This is a genomic window from Streptomyces sp. NPDC029122 (assembly GCF_055569445.1).
The window spans coordinates 130,640-146,132 of sequence record NZ_JBVHWK010000013.1 but is presented as its reverse complement, the minus strand read 5'-3'; the positions used below and the strand labels follow the sequence as shown (position 1 = coordinate 146,132).

The following is a 15,493-nucleotide window of genomic DNA, read 5'->3' as shown; positions in this document are numbered from 1 at the left end:
GTGTGCAATGGAACACGTGCCCGCGCTCGACGAAGACCTCAAGAAGACCCTCGGCCCCGCCACCGCCAAGGTGCTGGCCGAGCAGCTCGGCCTGCACACGGCCCTGGACCTGCTCCACCACTACCCCCGGCGGTACGCCGAGCGCGGCGAGCTGACCTCGCTGGCGGACCTCGCCGACCAGCTCGACGAGCACGTCACCGTCGTCGCCCAGGTCGCCGACGCCCGCCTGCTGACCTACCAGGGCAGCCGCGGCGGGGGCAAGCGCCTCGAAGTCACCATCACCGACGGCAGCGGCCGCCTCCAGCTGGTCTTCTTCGGCGCGGGCGTCCACAAGCCGCACAAGGAGCTGCTGCCCGGCAGCCGCGCCATGTTCGCCGGGAAGGTCTCCCGCTTCAACCACAAGCTCCAGCTCGCGCACCCGGCGTACGAGCCCCTCGGCGCCGACGCCTCCGACCGGGACGCGGCCACCGCCTTCGCCGGCCAGCTGATCCCGATCTACCCGGCCTGCGCCAAGCTGGAGTCCTGGAAGATCGCCAAATGCGTGGACGCCGTACTGCCCCGCGCCCAGGAGGCCGTCGACCCGCTGCCGCCGGCCCTGCGTGAGGGGCGCGGACTGGTCCCGCTCCCCGAGGCCCTCCTCAAGATCCACCGGCCCGCCACCAAGGCCGACATCGAGGACGCCCGCCAGCGCCTGAAGTGGGACGAGGCCTTCGTCCTCCAGGTCGCGCTGGCCCGCCGCCGGCACGCAGACTCCCAGCTTCCGGCGGTCGCCCGCCGCGCCGCCCCCGGCGGCCTCCTCGACTCCTTCGACGCCAAACTGCCCTTCACCCTCACCGAAGGCCAGCAGACCGTCTCCAGGGAGATCTTCGACGACCTCGCCACCAGCCACCCCATGCACCGCCTCCTCCAGGGCGAGGTCGGTTCCGGGAAGGCGCAGCCGCTCGACGCCCTGGTCTTGACGCCGATGGGTTACCGCTCCATGGGCGATATCGCGGTCGGTGACGAAGTGGTGGTGCCGACGGGGGAGATCGCCGTCGTTGGGGGCGTCTTCCCGCAGGGGGAACGTGAGGTGTGGCGAATCGTCCTCTCGGACGGGAGCGCCGTCGAATGCGATGACGAACACCTGTGGATCGTGGGCACGAGCTGTGGATGGCACCGGGGCCAGGAGCCGAAGGTGATGACCACGAGGGAGATCCGAGCGGACCTGCACAAAGCCAACGGATCATCCAAGTGGTACCTGCCGGTGGCCGTACCGGTGGACCTCGCGAGCGGTGCCGACCAGCCGCTGGATCCCTACCTGGCGGGCGTTCTGATCGGTGCCGGCTCGTTCCGGCACAACCTGAGACTGTCCACCGCGGACGCCGAGATCTTCGCCGCCGTCGAGGCCGCTGTGGCCCCGGAGTGCGAGATGGCCCCCGTACCGGGATCCCGGTACGACTACACGATCCGGATGGTCGGCCCGGGGGACGGCACCCGGCGCAACCCCGTCATCCAAGCGATGCGTGACCTCGGTCTGTGGGGTGCGACCCCACATGCAAAGTTCGTCCCAGACGTTTACAAGAACGCGCCGCTCAAGGACCGCCTGGCTGTCCTCCAGGGGCTCATGGACGCCGACGGAACGCTGCACGCGGACGGTTTGAGCGTGTCGTTCCCCTCGGCGTCCCAGCGGCTGGCGGAGGACGTGGCCTGGCTCGTGAGGTCCCTCGGAGGCCGAGCGCGCGTGCTGCGGAAGAGGGACGCCTTCGACGTCTCGGTCGCCATGCCCGAGGAGTTCGCGCCGTTCAGACTGTCACGCAAGGCGGCACGCCTGCGGCCGCGGCCGAAGTACAACACTTTCCGCCGCGGCATCAGGGCTGTGGAGTACGTGGGGAGCAAGCCGGTGCAGTGCATCAGCGTCGAGCACCCGAGCCACGCCTACGTGACGGACAACTTCACCGTGACGCACAACACCATGGTGGCCCTGCGGGCCATGCTCGCCGTCGTCGACTCCGGCGGACAGGCCGCGATGCTCGCGCCCACCGAGGTGCTCGCCCAGCAGCACCACCGCTCGATCACCGAGATGATGGGCGAACTCGCCGAGGGCGGCATGCTGGGCGGCTCCGACCGGGGCACCAAGGTGGTGCTGCTCACCGGCTCCATGGGCACGGCCGCCCGCCGCCAGGCCCTGCTCGACCTGGTCACCGGAGAGGCGGGCATCGTCATCGGCACGCACGCCCTCATCGAGGACAAGGTGCAGTTCCACGACCTCGGCCTGGTCGTCGTGGACGAGCAGCACCGCTTCGGCGTCGAGCAGCGCGACGCGCTCCGCTCCAAGGGGAAGCAGCCCCCGCACCTGCTGGTCATGACCGCCACCCCGATCCCGCGCACCGTCGCGATGACCGTCTTCGGCGACCTGGAGACCTCCGTCCTCGACCAGCTGCCCGCCGGCCGCTCCCCGATCGCCACCCACGTGGTGCCCGCCAAGGACAAGCCGCACTTCCTCACCCGCGCCTGGGAACGGGTCCGCGAGGAAGTGGAGAACGGCCACCAGGCCTACGTGGTCTGCCCGCGCATCGGCGACGGCGAGGACGACCCCAAGGGCAAGAAGAAGGCCTCCGCCGAGGACGAGGCCGAGAAGCGCCCGCCGCTGGCCGTGCTGGAGATCGCCGAACAGCTCACGCGCGGCCCCCTCGCCGGACTGTCCGTCGAGGTCCTGCACGGGCGCATGGACCCCGCGGACAAGGACGACGTCATGCGCCGCTTCGCCGCCGGCGAGGTCAAGGTGCTGGTCGCCACCACCGTCATCGAGGTCGGGGTGAACGTCCCCAACTCCACCGTCATGGTGATCATGGACGCGGACCGCTTCGGCGTCTCCCAGCTCCACCAGCTGCGCGGCCGCGTCGGCCGGGGATCCGCCCCGGGCCTGTGCCTGCTGGTCAGCGAGATGCACGAGGCCAGCCCCGCCCGCGCCCGGCTCGCCGCCGTCGCCGCCACCCTCGACGGCTTCGAACTCTCCCGGATCGACCTGGAACAGCGCCGCGAGGGCGACGTCCTCGGGCAGGCCCAGTCCGGCGTGCGCTCCTCGCTGCGCATGCTCGCCGTCATCGAGGACGAGGAAGTCATCGCCCAGGCCCGGGAGGAGGCCGCCCGCGTGGTCGCCGCCGACCCCGGGCTGGAACACCTGCCGGGGCTGCGCACCGCGCTCGACGCCCTGCTGGACACCGAGCGCGAGCAGTACCTGGAGAAGGGCTGAGGCGCACGACCTATCGTTGGAGGCCAGACGGAGGTCCCAGAACCTCCCCCGACCGCCCAGCGAAGGACCCCAGATGACCCGCGTGATCGCCGGCACCGCCGGCGGCCGGCGGCTGGCCGTGCCGCCCGGCACCGGCACCCGCCCGACCTCCGACCGGATGCGCGAAGGGCTCTTCTCCACCTGGGAGTCCCTGCACGGAGTCGAAGGCTCCCGGGTGCTCGACCTCTACGGAGGCTCCGGCGCCGTCGGGCTGGAGGCCCTCTCCCGGGGCGCCGCCCACACCCTGCTGGTCGAGGCCGACGCCAAGGCCTCCAAGGCCATCCGGGACAACATCAAGACCCTGGGCCTGCCCGGCGCCGAATTCCGGGCGGGCAAGGCCGAGCAGATCGTGGCCGCGGCCGCGCCCGGGGACCCGTACGACATCGTCTTCCTGGACCCGCCGTACGCCGTCGAGCACGGCGATCTTGGCGAGATCCTGCTCACACTCCGGGCCAATGGCTGGCTCACCGGCGATGCGCTCGTCACCGTGGAGCGCAGCACCAGGAGCGGTCCGTTCCCGTGGCCGGAGGGGTTCGAGCCGCTGCGTTCGCGCAAGTACGGCGAAGGCACCCTTTGGTACGGTCGCGCCGCCTTCACCAGCGAAGACTCATGATGCCCGCACGGGAGACCGAGGGAGTTCAGTTGCGCCGCGCCGTCTGTCCGGGGTCGTTCGACCCCATCACCAACGGGCACCTCGACATCATCGGCCGGGCCTCCAGGCTCTACGACGTCGTGCACGTCGCCGTGATGATCAACCAGTCCAAGAAGGGGCTGTTCACCGTCGAAGAGCGGATCGACATGATCCGCGAGGCGACCGCCGACTACGGCAACGTCGAGGTCGAGTCCTTCCACGGACTGCTCGTCGACTTCTGCAAGCAGCGGGACATCCCCGCCATCGTCAAGGGCCTGCGCGCCGTCAGCGACTTCGACTACGAACTCCAGATGGCCCAGATGAACATGGGCCTCTCCGGAGTCGAGACCCTGTTCGTGCCGACCAACCCCACCTACAGCTTCCTGTCGTCCTCCCTGGTCAAGGAGGTCGCCGCCTGGGGCGGCGACGTCGCCCACCTGCTGCCCGCGCACGTCCACGCGGCACTGGTCGAACGGCTGCGCGCGAAGTGACCCGGGGCGGACGGGCCGGACTTCACCGGCTCGTCCCGCCCGCGCGTCCGGGGGGCCCTACAGTCGTCTCGTCAGTCCGAGGCAGAGAGAGCGCGAGCCCCCCATGGACGTACAGAAGAAGCTGGACGAGATCGTCGCGGCCGTGGGCGGCGCCCGCTCCATGCCGATGTCGGCCTCCTGCGTGATCAACCGCGCGGAACTCCTCGCGCAGCTCGAAGAGGTACGCCAGGCCCTGCCGGACTCGCTCGCCCAGGCCCGGGAGCTCATCGGCGGGCGCGAGCAGATGGTCGAGGAGGCCCGCCGGGAGGCGGAGCGCATCATCGAGTCCGCGCACGCGCAGCGCGGCTCCCTGATCTCCGACACCGAGATCGCCCGCCGCTCGCAGGACGAGGCCGACCGGATCCTGGCGGAGGCCCGCCGGGAGGCCGCCGAAATCCGGGCCGAGGCCGACGAGTACGTCGACAGCAAGCTCGCCAACTTCGAGGTCGTGCTCAGCAAGACCATCGGCTCCGTCGACCGCGGCCGCGAGAAGCTCCTGGGCCGCGGCCCGGGAACCGACGGGCAGGACCCCACCGGCTCCGACGACACGGACGCCCCCGAGCCCAGCCCGGACCCGCGGATCCGGCGTGAGCAGGCGGACGCGTACGTGGACCGGAAGCTGGCGACCTTCGAGGCGGTGCTGGCCAAGACCCTGGAGGCCGTCGGACGGGGCCGGCAGAAGCTCCTGGGCCGGGCCCCCGCGGACGACCTGGGCGCGCACATGGCCGCCCAGGACGCCGCCGGGCCCCAGGGGACCCGGCCGTCCAGCGACGCGGAGTTCCTGGCCGGCCTCGCGGAGCCGGGCCCCGGACCGCTGCCGCTCCCGGACCGGCCGGAGCCCGTGTACGACACCTACGCGGCGGCCTACGCGGCCCCGTACCCCGGCCAGCCGGTCCACCCCCAGCAGGACGGCTACGCCTACCAGGACCCGTACGCCGGCTACCAGCAGCAGCCGGACCCGTACGGGGGCTACCAGCAGCAACCCGACCCCTACGCCGCGTACCAGCAGCCGCAGCACCCTCCGCGGCCCGCCCTCGACGAGACCAGCTTCTTCGACACGAGCATGATCAACGTGGACCAGCTGCGCCAGTACGAGCAGGGGCGTTAGGGGGCGGATTGGGCTCAGGGCGAAGCGCCGGGTATCCTGGCTGTTCGGTCGCGCCTATGCGTCGCGATCCATGCTGCCCGTGAGCGGCGGAATCTTTGATCTTCAGCGATCTGTGAAAGCAGGAACGGCCCTGAACACCCGCCTCGACCACCGCAACCCCCTCGTGTTCGACACGCACGAGCTGGGGCGGCGTCCTGGCGCCATGCAGCGGCTGTCCCGCGAGATCGCGGCGCCGGCGGACTTCGGTCTCGTCGACGTCATCGGAGTGCCGGAAGGCGCCCCGATGAAGCTCAACCTCCGTCTCGAGTCGGTCATGGAAGGGGTGCTTGTCACAGGCACCGTCCGTGCATCGGCGGTGGGGGAGTGCGTAAGGTGTCTGGAGACCGTCGAGCGCGAGCTCAAGACGGACTTCCAGGAGATGTTCTCGTACCCTGACGCCGACGACCGGGGCCGCGCCAAGGCGGAGCCGGCCGACGACGCCGAGGACGACGAGGACATGCTCTTCCTCGAGGACGGCTTGTTCGACCTCGAACCCGTGCTGCGTGACGCGGTGGTGCTCGCACTGCCGATGCAGCCGGTGTGCCGGGAGGACTGTCTCGGACTGTGCCCCGATTGCGGGCTCAGCCTGAACGACGACCCGGAGCACCACCACGACGCCGTCGACATCCGTTGGGCGGCTTTGCAGGAACTCGTCGTGACCGATCAGGACGACGAGAAGGACAACATGAGCGGCACTGCATCTGACGACGTTCAGAGCGCCGCCGAGAAGCAGGAGAAGTAGCCGTGGCTGTTCCGAAGCGGAAGATGTCGCGCAGCAACACGCGCCACCGCCGGTCGCAGTGGAAGGCTGCGGTCCCCACCCTGGTTTCGTGTGAGCGTTGCCAGGAGCCGAAGCTCCAGCACATCGCGTGCCCGAGCTGCGGCACCTACAACAAGCGCCAGGTCCTCGAGGTCTGAGCGGCTGGTGAGAGGCGCAATGTCTGAGCTGTCCAACGCTGAGAAGCAGGCAGACAGTAACAACGCGGCCTCGTCCCACACGCTTCTGGAAGGGCGGCTCGGGTACCAACTCGAGTCCGCCCTTCTGGTGCGTGCGCTGACCCACCGTTCGTACGCGTACGAGAACGGCGGTCTGCCCACCAACGAGCGGCTGGAGTTCCTCGGGGACTCCGTGCTCGGCCTGGTGGTCACGGACACGCTGTACACCACCCACCCCGATCTGCCGGAAGGCCAGCTGGCCAAACTGCGGGCCGCGGTGGTCAATTCTCGTGCGCTGGCGGAGGTCGGGCGCGGCCTCGAACTCGGCTCCTTCATCCGGCTCGGCCGGGGCGAAGAGGGCACGGGTGGCCGGGACAAGGCTTCCATCCTCGCCGACACCCTCGAAGCGGTGATCGGCGCGGTCTACCTCGACAAGGGCCTCGACGCGGCCTCGGAGCTGGTCCACCGGCTCTTCGACCCGCTCATCGAGAAGTCCTCCAACCTCGGTGCCGGCCTGGACTGGAAGACCAGTCTCCAGGAGCTCACGGCGGCCGAGGGCCTCGGCGTACCGGAATACCTGGTCACCGAGACGGGACCGGACCACGAGAAGACCTTCACAGCTGCCGCCCGCGTCGGTGGTGTCTCGTACGGCACCGGTACCGGCCGCAGCAAGAAGGAAGCGGAGCAGCAGGCCGCGGAGTCCGCCTGGCGCGGCATCCGCGCCGCCGCGGACGAACGGAAGGCGGCGGAAGCCGCAGCCGCCGCCGCGCCGGCACAGGACGACGGGGCGCCGACGCCCGCCGATCCGGTGCCGGACGCCTGACCGCTTCCCTTCCGCAGTGACCCCGTCGCACCCCGGTGCGGCGGGGTTTCCTGTTCGACGCCCCTTCCAGGAGGAACACCATGCCCGAGCTCCCCGAAGTCGAAGTGGTGCGGCGCGGGCTGGAGCGCTGGGTGGCCGGGCGGACCGTCGAGGCGGTGGAGGTGCTCCACCCCCGGGCCGTCCGCAGGCACCTCGCGGGCGGCCCCGACTTCGCGGCGCGCCTGGCCGGCCGGACCATCGGGACGCCGCGGCGCCGGGGCAAGTACCTGTGGCTGCCCCTGGAGGGGTGCGAGCTGTCCGTCCTCGGCCACCTCGGGATGAGCGGGCAGCTGCTGGTGCAGCCGGCCGGCGCCCCCGACGAGAAGCACCTGCGCATCCGGCTGCGCTTCGCCGACGACGTGGACACCGAGCTGCGCTTCGTCGACCAGCGCACCTTCGGCGGGCTCTCGCTGCACGAGACCGTCCCCGGCAGCGACGAGGGCCTGCCGGACGTGATCGCCCACATCGCCCGCGACCCGCTGGACCCGCTCTTCGACGAGGTGGCCTACCACCTGGCGCTGCGCGCGAAGCGCACCACCGTCAAACGGGCGCTGCTGGACCAGTCGCTGATCAGCGGGGTCGGCAACATCTACGCCGACGAGGCCCTGTGGCGGGCGAGGCTGCACTACGAGCGCCCCACCGCCACCCTCACCCGCCCCCGGAGCGCGGAACTCCTCGGCCATGTGCGCGAGGTCATGAACGCCGCGCTCGCCGTCGGCGGGACCAGCTTCGACAGCCTGTACGTCAACGTGAACGGCGAGTCCGGCTACTTCGACCGCTCCCTCGACGCGTACGGGCGCGAGGGCGAGCCCTGCCGCCGCTGCGGCACACCGATGCGGCGGAGGGCGTGGATGAACCGGTCCAGCTACTTCTGCCCGCGCTGTCAGCGGCCGCCGCGCGCCGTGTCGTAGGCCCCCCGCGAGACGAGCACCTCGTCCATGCTGCCCTCCAGGAAGTGGATCAGGGCGAGCAGGCGGTCCGCGACCTCGCGGCCCAGGGGGGTCAGCTCGTAGTCGACGCGGGGCGGGTTGGTCGGCTGCGCCTCGCGCAGGACGATGCCGTCGCGCTCCAGGGCGTGCAGGGTCTGGGAGAGCATCTTCTCGCTCACGCCGTCGACACGGCGGCGCAGCTCGTTGAAGCGGCAGGGGCCCTCGCGCAGCGCGCCCACGGTGAGGCTGCCCCAGCGCCCGGTGACGTGCTCCAGGGTTTCCCGCGAGGGGCAGGCGCGCGCGAAGACGTCGAACGGCAGGTCGGCCGGGCCGGCTTCGGTACAGGCTGGGTTCTCCATACCGCAAGCGTACCCCCGGGTAGCGCTAACTGTCTGCTTGCGCTTTCTAAAAGTTAGTGCTTCTCTTTCTTCGGCGCGGTCATGCGCCGCGCCCCGGTCGCACTGCGGCGCCCCACGCTCTCCAGGAGAACAGCCATGTCCGCGAACGCCCCCGCCCCCGTCGTCTCCATCGCCTACCACTCCGGCTACGGGCACACGGCCGTCGTCGCCGAAGCCGTGAGGGCGGGAGCAGCCGCCACCGGCGCCACGGTCCACCTGATCAAGGTCGACGAGATCACCGAGACCGAATGGGCGCTGCTGGACGGCTCGGACGCGATCATCTTCGGCTCGCCCACCTACATGGGCACCGCTTCCGGCGCCTTCCACGTCTTCGCCGAGGCCACCTCGAAGCGCTGGTTCGGTGACGTGTGGCAGGACAAGGTCGCCGCGGGTTTCACCAACTCCGCCTCCAAGGCCGGAGACAAGCTGAACACGCTGCAGTTCTTCCAGATGCTGGCCTCCCAGCACGGCATGAGCTGGGTCAGCCTGGGCCTGAAGCCGGGCTGGAACTCCACCACCGGCAGCGAGTACGACCTCAACCGCCTCGGCTTCTCCTCCGGCGCGGCGGCCCAGACCAACTCGGACGAGGGGCCCGAGGGCGTCCACAAGGCCGACCTCGCCACCGCCGAGCACCTGGGCCGGCGCGTCGCCGAGCACGCCCGCGTGGTCGTGGCGGGCCGGGCGGCCCTGGCGGCGGCCGCGGTCTGACGGCCGCGCGCCCGACCGGGGCCCGGCGGGGCTACGACATGGCCCTCGGGGGGCCGGTCAGAAGCCGAATTCCTGGGTCCACCAGGGGCCGCCGGAGCCGAAGTGGACACCGACGCCCAGGGTGCGGAATTCGCAGTTGAGGATGTTCGCCTTGTGGCCCGGGCTGTTCATCCAGGCCTGCATCACGGACCTCGCGTCCCCCTGGCCGCGTGCGATGTTCTCGCCGCCCATGCCGGAGATCCCCGCGTTCTGGGCCCGCTGCCAGGGGGAGTTCCCGTCCGGGTCGGTGTGGTCGAAGAAGCCCCGTACGGCCATGTCCTTGCTGAAGGCGCCCGCCAGCGCCGCGAGCGGCGGGTTCGCCCGGACCGGTACGCACCCGGCCTGGGCGCGCTCCTGGTTCACCAGGGCGAGCACCTCGGCCTCCTCGGCGGAGTGTCCGTCGGCGGCCGTCGGTGCCACCGGCTTGGGCGCGGCGGGGGGCTTGGGCGCGGCGGGCTTCGGGGCCGCCGGCTTGGGGGCCGCCGGCTTCGGGGTGCTCTTCTCCGGCGCCTTCGTGGAGGCCAAGGGGGACGGGGAGGCGGAGGCCGTGGGCGAAGCCGACGGGGAAGGGGGCGGGGAAGGGGAGGCCGAGGGGGTGGGGGAGGCCGAGGGGGTCCCCGGGGCCGCGCTCGCCGGGGCCGAGGAGGCCCGCCCCGAGAGGTTCGCCAGGCCGTTCGGCTGCTCCGCCCGCTTGCCGGAGGCTGCGGGCGACGGCTCGGCGCGGGCCTCCGTCTTCTCCCCGGCGCCCGTGCCGACGTACGGGAAGGAGCCCCCGACCGGGACGAACCCGGTCGTCACGGCCGCCGTACCGAGGGCCACCGCCACGGACGCGCCGAGCAGCCCGGTGCGCACGGCGGTGCGCTTGGCGCCGCGCCGAGGTGCGGCGTGGAGTCGGTGGCGTCCCATGGGTGCCGTGCCTTCCCTTTGCAAGATCAAACTTTGCTCACCCGAACGAGTGACTCATTGGTGGGGGACTGTAGCCGATGGGCCCAGGGGGGCGATGAGCCTCCAAACGCTTTGCCCGGTTAGCGTTCATGCATGAATGAAGACGTCCGTATGACCGCCTGGGTGCGCGGCCGTGTACAGGGAGTGGGCTTCCGCTGGTTCACCAGGGCCAATGCATTGGAGATCGGCGGGATGACCGGCTTCGCGCTGAACCTCGACGACGGCCGAGTGCAGGTCGTGGCGGAAGGTCAACGTGAGAATTGCCACCGGCTCCTGGAGTGGCTCCGCTCCGGCGACACGCCCGGGCGGGTGGACGGGGTGACGGAGATCTGGGGCACACCGCGCGGAGGCTACGACGGCTTCGAGATCCGGTGACCGGGCGGCCCGTCACGGACCGATTCGAGGTCCGGAACACCGGCACCCGGTCGGATCTGCGCATTCGCCGCCGACACGTTGCCGCGGCGGTCGATCCGTGGAAGGCTCGGTCACGAGGTTGATCTCTCCGCCCCTCGCGCGGACCGGGCCGCCCGCCGATACGGGGCGTGATCGTGTTGACCGTCAAACTTTTTGGTGAGACGCTGGAAGCCCCGCGCACCTGAGCTGTTTGGCAGTGGTGGCACTGGCTAGTGCAGTGACTGACCGTCGCTGCCGGACATCCGCGGGTGCGATTCCCTCACGACCCACACCGCTTCGGTCGGTCACTCAGTGTGGAGGACCATCCATCATGGCAAAGGCGCTTCTCGGTTACGTCGGCGGTTCCGACCCGCGACTCCTCGCCGAGATGCGACGGCTCCAGCAGCGCGTCCAGGACCTCGAGTCCGAACTCGGACGGATCCAGTCCGAGAACGACGCTCTGACGGCGGCCGCCGCACAGCACGGAGACTCGCTGCTCGACGGCATCGAGATCGACGTACCCAAGGCGGAGCCTGCGCTCACCTGATCCGCGCTCACTCGTCACTCGATTCCAGCCCCGAATGATCTGCAAGGGACGCCTCGGCGTCCCTTCTTTCTTTCCACCGGCTGTCCACCGGGCTGCCGCGCCGCGTCTTCCGGGGCCATTGGGCCAGGTGGGGGAGTGATCCCTCCAACGTCTGATGTGCCCTGCACCTTCATGGGTGAAACCGGACGTGAAAGGTAGAGTCCGGCGGCGTGCACCTCAAGTCCCTGACCCTGCGTGGCTTCAAATCCTTCGCCTCCGCCACCACCCTGCGCTTCGAACCCGGGATCACCTGCGTCGTCGGCCCGAACGGATCCGGCAAGTCCAACGTGGTGGACGCGCTCTCCTGGGTCATGGGGGAGCAGGGAGCCAAATCCCTGCGCGGCGGAAAGATGGAAGACGTCATCTTCGCGGGCACCACGGGACGCCCGCCGCTCGGACGGGCCGAGGTCTCCCTCACCATCGACAATTCCGACGGCGCGCTCCCCATCGACTACGCCGAGGTCACCATCACGCGGATCATGTTCCGCGGCGGCAGCAGCGAATACCAGATCAACGGCGACACCTGCCGGCTCCTCGACATCCAGGAGCTGCTCTCCGACTCCGGCATCGGCCGCGAGATGCACGTCATCGTCGGACAGGGACAGCTCGACTCCGTCCTGCACGCCGACCCGACGGGCCGGCGCGCCTTCATCGAGGAGGCCGCGGGCGTACTGAAGCACCGCAAGCGCAAGGAGAAGGCGCTGCGGAAGCTCGACGCGATGCGGGCCAACCTCGCGCGGGTGCAGGACCTGAGCGACGAACTGCGCCGTCAGCTCAAGCCCCTGGGCCGGCAGGCGGCGGTGGCCCGCCGGGCCGCCGTGATCCAGGCCGACCTGCGTGACGCGAAGCTGCGGCTGCTCGCCGACGACCTGGTGGCGCTGCGGAGCGCGCTGGACGCGGAGATCGCCGACGAGGCCGCCCTGAAGGAGCGCAAGGAGTCCGCCGAGCGGGACCTCGCGGACGCGCTGCGCCGGGAGGCCGAGCTGGAGGAAGCGGTACGCCGCCTCGCGCCCCGGCTCCAGCGGGCCCAGCAGACCTGGTACGAGCTGTCGCAGCTGGCCGAGCGGGTGCGCGGGACGGCCTCCCTGGCCGAGGCCCGGGTCAGGAGCGCCTCCGCGCCGGTGGAGGAGGAGCGGCGCGGCCGGGCCCCCGAGGAGCTGGAGCGGGAGGCCGCGCGGATCCGGGAGCAGGAGGCGGAGCTGACCGCCGCGCTGGAGGCGGCCGAACGGGCGCTGGAGGACACCGCCGCGCACCGGGCCGGGCTGGAGCGCGCCCTCGCCGAGGAGGAGAGGCGGCTGCGGGACGCCGCACGGGCCATCGCCGACCGGCGCGAGGAACTGGCCCGGCTCACCGGGCGGCTGGGGGCGGCCCGGTCGCGGGCGGGCGCCGCGCAGGCGGAGATCGAGCGGCTGGTGGCGGCCCGGGACGAGGCGGAGGCCCGGGCGGTGGCCGCGCGGGAGGAGTACGAGGCACTGGCCGCTGAGGTCGGCGGGCTCGAGGACCCTTCGGTGGAGGAGGAGTACGAGGCGGCGAAGGCCGGGCTGACCGGGGCGGAGGCCGCGCTCGCGGCGGCCGGGCGGGCGCTGGCCTCGGCGGAGCGGTCCCGTGCGGCCGTGTCGGCGCGGCGGGACGCGCTCGCGCTGGGGCTGCGGCGCAAGGACGGGACGGGGGCGCTGCTGGCCGCGCGCGAGCGGCTGGCGGGGCTGCTGGGACCGGCGGCGGAGCGGGTGACGGTGGCGCCGGGGTACGAGGCCGCGGTGGCCGCCGCGCTGGGCTCCGCCGCCGACGCGGTGGCCGTGGCCTCGGCGGGGGCGGCGGCCGGCGCGATCCGGCACCTGCGGGAGGCCGACGCGGGGCGGGCGACGTTCCTGATCGCCCCGCCCGCCGCCGCCGTGATCCCCGGGCAGACCCCGGTGGGCCCCGCCGCCCCGGGCGGTGCAGGCCTGCCCGGGCAGGCGCGCGGCCCCGAGGCCGGTGCCGGGGCCGGCGCCGGGCCCGCCGTCGAGGGATGCCCCCAGCCCGCCGCCGGGGCCGCCCCGGCCCCCGGCCACCGTGCGGGTCAGCCGCTCCCGTGCGGGCCGGGCCCCGAGCCCCGGACGGCGGCTGCGTCGGCGGTGGCGGCGGGGACGCCCGCGTACCTGGAGGCCGCTTCGCTCGTGCACGGGGACGAGGAGGTGCGGCGGGCCGTGGCGTGGGTGCTGCGGGAGCACGTCGTGGTCGGGAGCCTGGAGGAGGCCGAGGCCGTCGTCGCCGCGCGGCCGGACCTGGTCGCGGTGACCGCCGACGGGGACGTGCTCGGCGCCCACCTCGCGCACGGCGGCTCGGCGGGCGCGCCCAGCCTGATCGAGGTGCGGGCCGCCGTCGACGAGGCGGCGGCGGAACTGGAGCGGCTGGACGCCGAGTGCCGGGAGCTGGCCGCGGCCGAGGAGGTCGCCCGGCGGCGGCGCGCCGAGGCGGCCGCCCACGCCGAGGAGCTGGCGGAGCGGCGCCGGGCCGGGGAGCGGGCCCGGGCCGGGGTCGCCCAGCAGCTCGGCCGGCTCGCCGGGCAGGCGAAGGGGGCTCTGGGCGAAGCCGAGCGCAGCGCCCGGGCGGCGGCCACCGCCCAGGAGGCGCTGGAGCGGGCGCGGGCCGACGTGGAGGAGTGCGCGGAGCGGCTCGCGGTGGCGGAGGAGCTGCCGCTGGCGGAGGAGCCCGACACCTCGGCCCGGGACCGGCTCTCCGCCGACGGAGCGAACGCGCGGCAGACCGAGATGGAGGCCCGCCTGCAGCTGCGTACCCACGAGGAGCGGGTGAAGGGCCTGGCCGGCCGGGCGGACGCGCTGGACCGGGGCGCCCGCGCCGAACGCGAGGCCCGGGCGCGGGCGGAACGGCGCCGGGAGCGCCGGCGGTACGAGGCCGAGGTGGGCCGGGCCGTCGCCGAAGGGGCGCGGCAGCTGCTGGCGCACCTGGAGGTGTCCATCGGCCGGGCGGAGCTGGAGCGGACGGCCGCCGAGCAGGCCAAGGGGCTGCGCGAGCAGGAGCTCGGCGAGGCCCGCGGCCGGGGCCGTGACCTCAAGGGCGAGCTCGACAAGCTCACGGACTCCGTGCACCGGGGCGAGGTGCTCGGCGCGGAGAAGCGGCTGCGGATCGAGCAGCTGGAGGCGCGGGCGCTGGAGGAGCTGGGTGTGGATCCGGCCGCTCTGGTGGCGGAGTACGGGCCCGACCAGCCGGTTCCGCCGTCCCCGCCCGCCGAGGGCGAGGTGCTGCCGGAGGATCCGGAGCACCCCCGCAACCGGCCCGGTCCCTTCGACCGCGCCCGGCAGGAGAAGCGGCTGAAGGCGGCCGAACGGGCCTACCAGCAGCTGGGCAAGGTGAACCCGTTGGCGCTGGAGGAGTTCGCGGCGCTGGAGGAGCGCCACCAGTTCCTGAGCGAGCAGCTGGCGGACCTGAGGAAGACCCGGGCCGATCTCCTTCAAGTGGTGAAGGAGGTCGACCAGCGGGTCGAGCAGGTCTTCACCGAGGCGTACCGCGATACCGCCCGGGAGTTCGAGGGGGTTTTCTCGCGGCTGTTCCCCGGCGGCGAGGGACGTCTGGTGCTCACCGACCCGGACGACATGCTGGCCACCGGCGTGGACGTCGAGGCCCGGCCGCCCGGCAAGAAGGTCAAGCGGCTGTCTCTGCTGTCGGGCGGCGAGCGGTCGCTGACGGCCGTGGCGCTGCTGGTCTCCATCTTCAAGGCGCGGCCCAGCCCGTTCTATGTGATGGACGAGGTCGAGGCGGCCCTGGACGACACCAACCTCCAGCGGCTGATCCGCATCATGGAGGAGCTCCAGGAGAGTTCGCAGCTGATCGTCATCACGCACCAGAAGCGGACGATGGAGGTGGCCGACGCGCTCTACGGCGTCTCGATGCAGGGCGACGGAGTCTCGAAGGTGATCAGCCAGCGGCTCCGCTGAGCCTCACACTCCTTCAGGAAGTGAAATCAAGACCCCGTACGCGACCTTAATGAGACCTTCACATCACCTATTGACTTCAGGAAATGAACACATAGGCTCTGTGCTGCCTCCCGCCTTCCGGTGGTGCCCGATCTTGACCTGTGCGCCACTGAGGAGAACGGACACAAACCCCCCACGGAGCAC

Annotated in this window: 14 protein-coding genes; 12 read left to right on the top strand and 2 right to left on the bottom strand. The window is 72.1% G+C overall.

Going from position 1 to position 15,493, the window contains the following annotated elements; translation table 11 throughout:
- Nucleotides 1-7 precede the first annotated feature (7 nt).
- From ACZ4WZ_RS17660 to mutM, 8 genes are all read left to right on the top strand, one after another.
- Complete coding sequence (locus ACZ4WZ_RS17660; RefSeq protein WP_467891167.1) at nucleotides 8-3,232, top strand: helicase-related protein; 3,225 nt, start codon at nucleotides 8-10, stop codon at nucleotides 3,230-3,232.
- Between the two features lie 73 nt (nucleotides 3,233-3,305).
- Nucleotides 3,306-3,884, top strand: a complete 579-nt coding sequence (rsmD, locus tag ACZ4WZ_RS17655; protein ID WP_467891164.1) for a 16S rRNA (guanine(966)-N(2))-methyltransferase RsmD — start codon at nucleotides 3,306-3,308, stop codon at nucleotides 3,882-3,884.
- Nucleotides 3,885-3,913: 29 nt separating this feature from the next.
- On the top strand, nucleotides 3,914-4,393 hold the full coding sequence (gene coaD / locus ACZ4WZ_RS17650) for a pantetheine-phosphate adenylyltransferase (RefSeq protein ID WP_388942099.1): 480 nt from the start codon (nucleotides 3,914-3,916) through the stop codon (nucleotides 4,391-4,393).
- A gap of 103 nt (nucleotides 4,394-4,496) precedes the next feature.
- Nucleotides 4,497-5,540, top strand: a complete 1,044-nt coding sequence (locus tag ACZ4WZ_RS17645) for a DivIVA domain-containing protein (RefSeq protein ID WP_467891160.1) — start codon at nucleotides 4,497-4,499, stop codon at nucleotides 5,538-5,540.
- 70 nt (nucleotides 5,541-5,610) lie between these two features.
- A complete protein-coding gene (locus ACZ4WZ_RS17640; protein ID WP_467891157.1) occupies nucleotides 5,611-6,321 on the top strand; it encodes a YceD family protein in 711 nt (236 codons plus the stop codon).
- Nucleotides 6,322-6,323: 2 nt separating this feature from the next.
- Complete coding sequence (gene rpmF / locus ACZ4WZ_RS17635; protein WP_003965982.1) at nucleotides 6,324-6,497, top strand: 50S ribosomal protein L32; 174 nt, start codon at nucleotides 6,324-6,326, stop codon at nucleotides 6,495-6,497.
- A gap of 19 nt (nucleotides 6,498-6,516) precedes the next feature.
- Complete coding sequence (rnc, locus tag ACZ4WZ_RS17630) at nucleotides 6,517-7,338, top strand: ribonuclease III (RefSeq protein ID WP_467891154.1); 822 nt, start codon at nucleotides 6,517-6,519, stop codon at nucleotides 7,336-7,338.
- Between the two features lie 80 nt (nucleotides 7,339-7,418).
- The gene (gene mutM, locus ACZ4WZ_RS17625; RefSeq protein WP_467891151.1) at nucleotides 7,419-8,288 is read left to right on the top strand and encodes a bifunctional DNA-formamidopyrimidine glycosylase/DNA-(apurinic or apyrimidinic site) lyase; all 870 of its coding nucleotides are present in this window, start codon (nucleotides 7,419-7,421) and stop codon (nucleotides 8,286-8,288) included.
- Here the strand turns inward: mutM and ACZ4WZ_RS17620 are convergent.
- Nucleotides 8,261-8,665 carry a winged helix-turn-helix transcriptional regulator gene (locus tag ACZ4WZ_RS17620; RefSeq protein WP_467891148.1) on the bottom strand — a complete coding sequence of 135 codons (405 nt, stop codon included), beginning with the start codon at nucleotides 8,663-8,665 and terminating at the stop codon, nucleotides 8,261-8,263. The two genes, mutM and ACZ4WZ_RS17620, sit on opposite strands and share 28 nt — an antisense overlap.
- Nucleotides 8,666-8,800: 135 nt before the next feature.
- Between ACZ4WZ_RS17620 and ACZ4WZ_RS17615 the strand changes: the two genes are divergently transcribed.
- Entirely contained in the window at nucleotides 8,801-9,412 is a 612-nt protein-coding gene (locus ACZ4WZ_RS17615; RefSeq protein WP_467891145.1) for a flavodoxin family protein, read from the top strand.
- Between the two features lie 57 nt (nucleotides 9,413-9,469).
- On the opposite strand, the gene ACZ4WZ_RS17610 is transcribed toward ACZ4WZ_RS17615, so the two are convergent.
- Nucleotides 9,470-10,357 (bottom strand): CAP domain-containing protein, encoded by an 888-nt coding sequence (locus ACZ4WZ_RS17610; RefSeq protein ID WP_467891143.1) that lies wholly within the window; start codon nucleotides 10,355-10,357, stop codon nucleotides 9,470-9,472.
- A 132-nt stretch (nucleotides 10,358-10,489) separates the two neighbouring features.
- Here ACZ4WZ_RS17610 and ACZ4WZ_RS17605 point away from each other — a divergent pair, with 132 nt between their 5' ends.
- From ACZ4WZ_RS17605 to ACZ4WZ_RS17595, 3 genes are all read left to right on the top strand, one after another.
- Complete coding sequence (locus ACZ4WZ_RS17605; protein ID WP_388942075.1) at nucleotides 10,490-10,771, top strand: acylphosphatase; 282 nt, start codon at nucleotides 10,490-10,492, stop codon at nucleotides 10,769-10,771.
- Nucleotides 10,772-11,120: 349 nt separating this feature from the next.
- The gene (locus tag ACZ4WZ_RS17600) at nucleotides 11,121-11,336 is read left to right on the top strand and encodes a hypothetical protein (protein WP_467891140.1); all 216 of its coding nucleotides are present in this window, start codon (nucleotides 11,121-11,123) and stop codon (nucleotides 11,334-11,336) included.
- A 209-nt stretch (nucleotides 11,337-11,545) separates the two neighbouring features.
- Nucleotides 11,546-15,310: an AAA family ATPase gene (locus ACZ4WZ_RS17595; RefSeq protein ID WP_467891138.1), complete on the top strand. Its 3,765-nt coding sequence runs from the start codon at nucleotides 11,546-11,548 to the stop codon at nucleotides 15,308-15,310.
- Nucleotides 15,311-15,493: the final 183 nt, after the last annotated feature.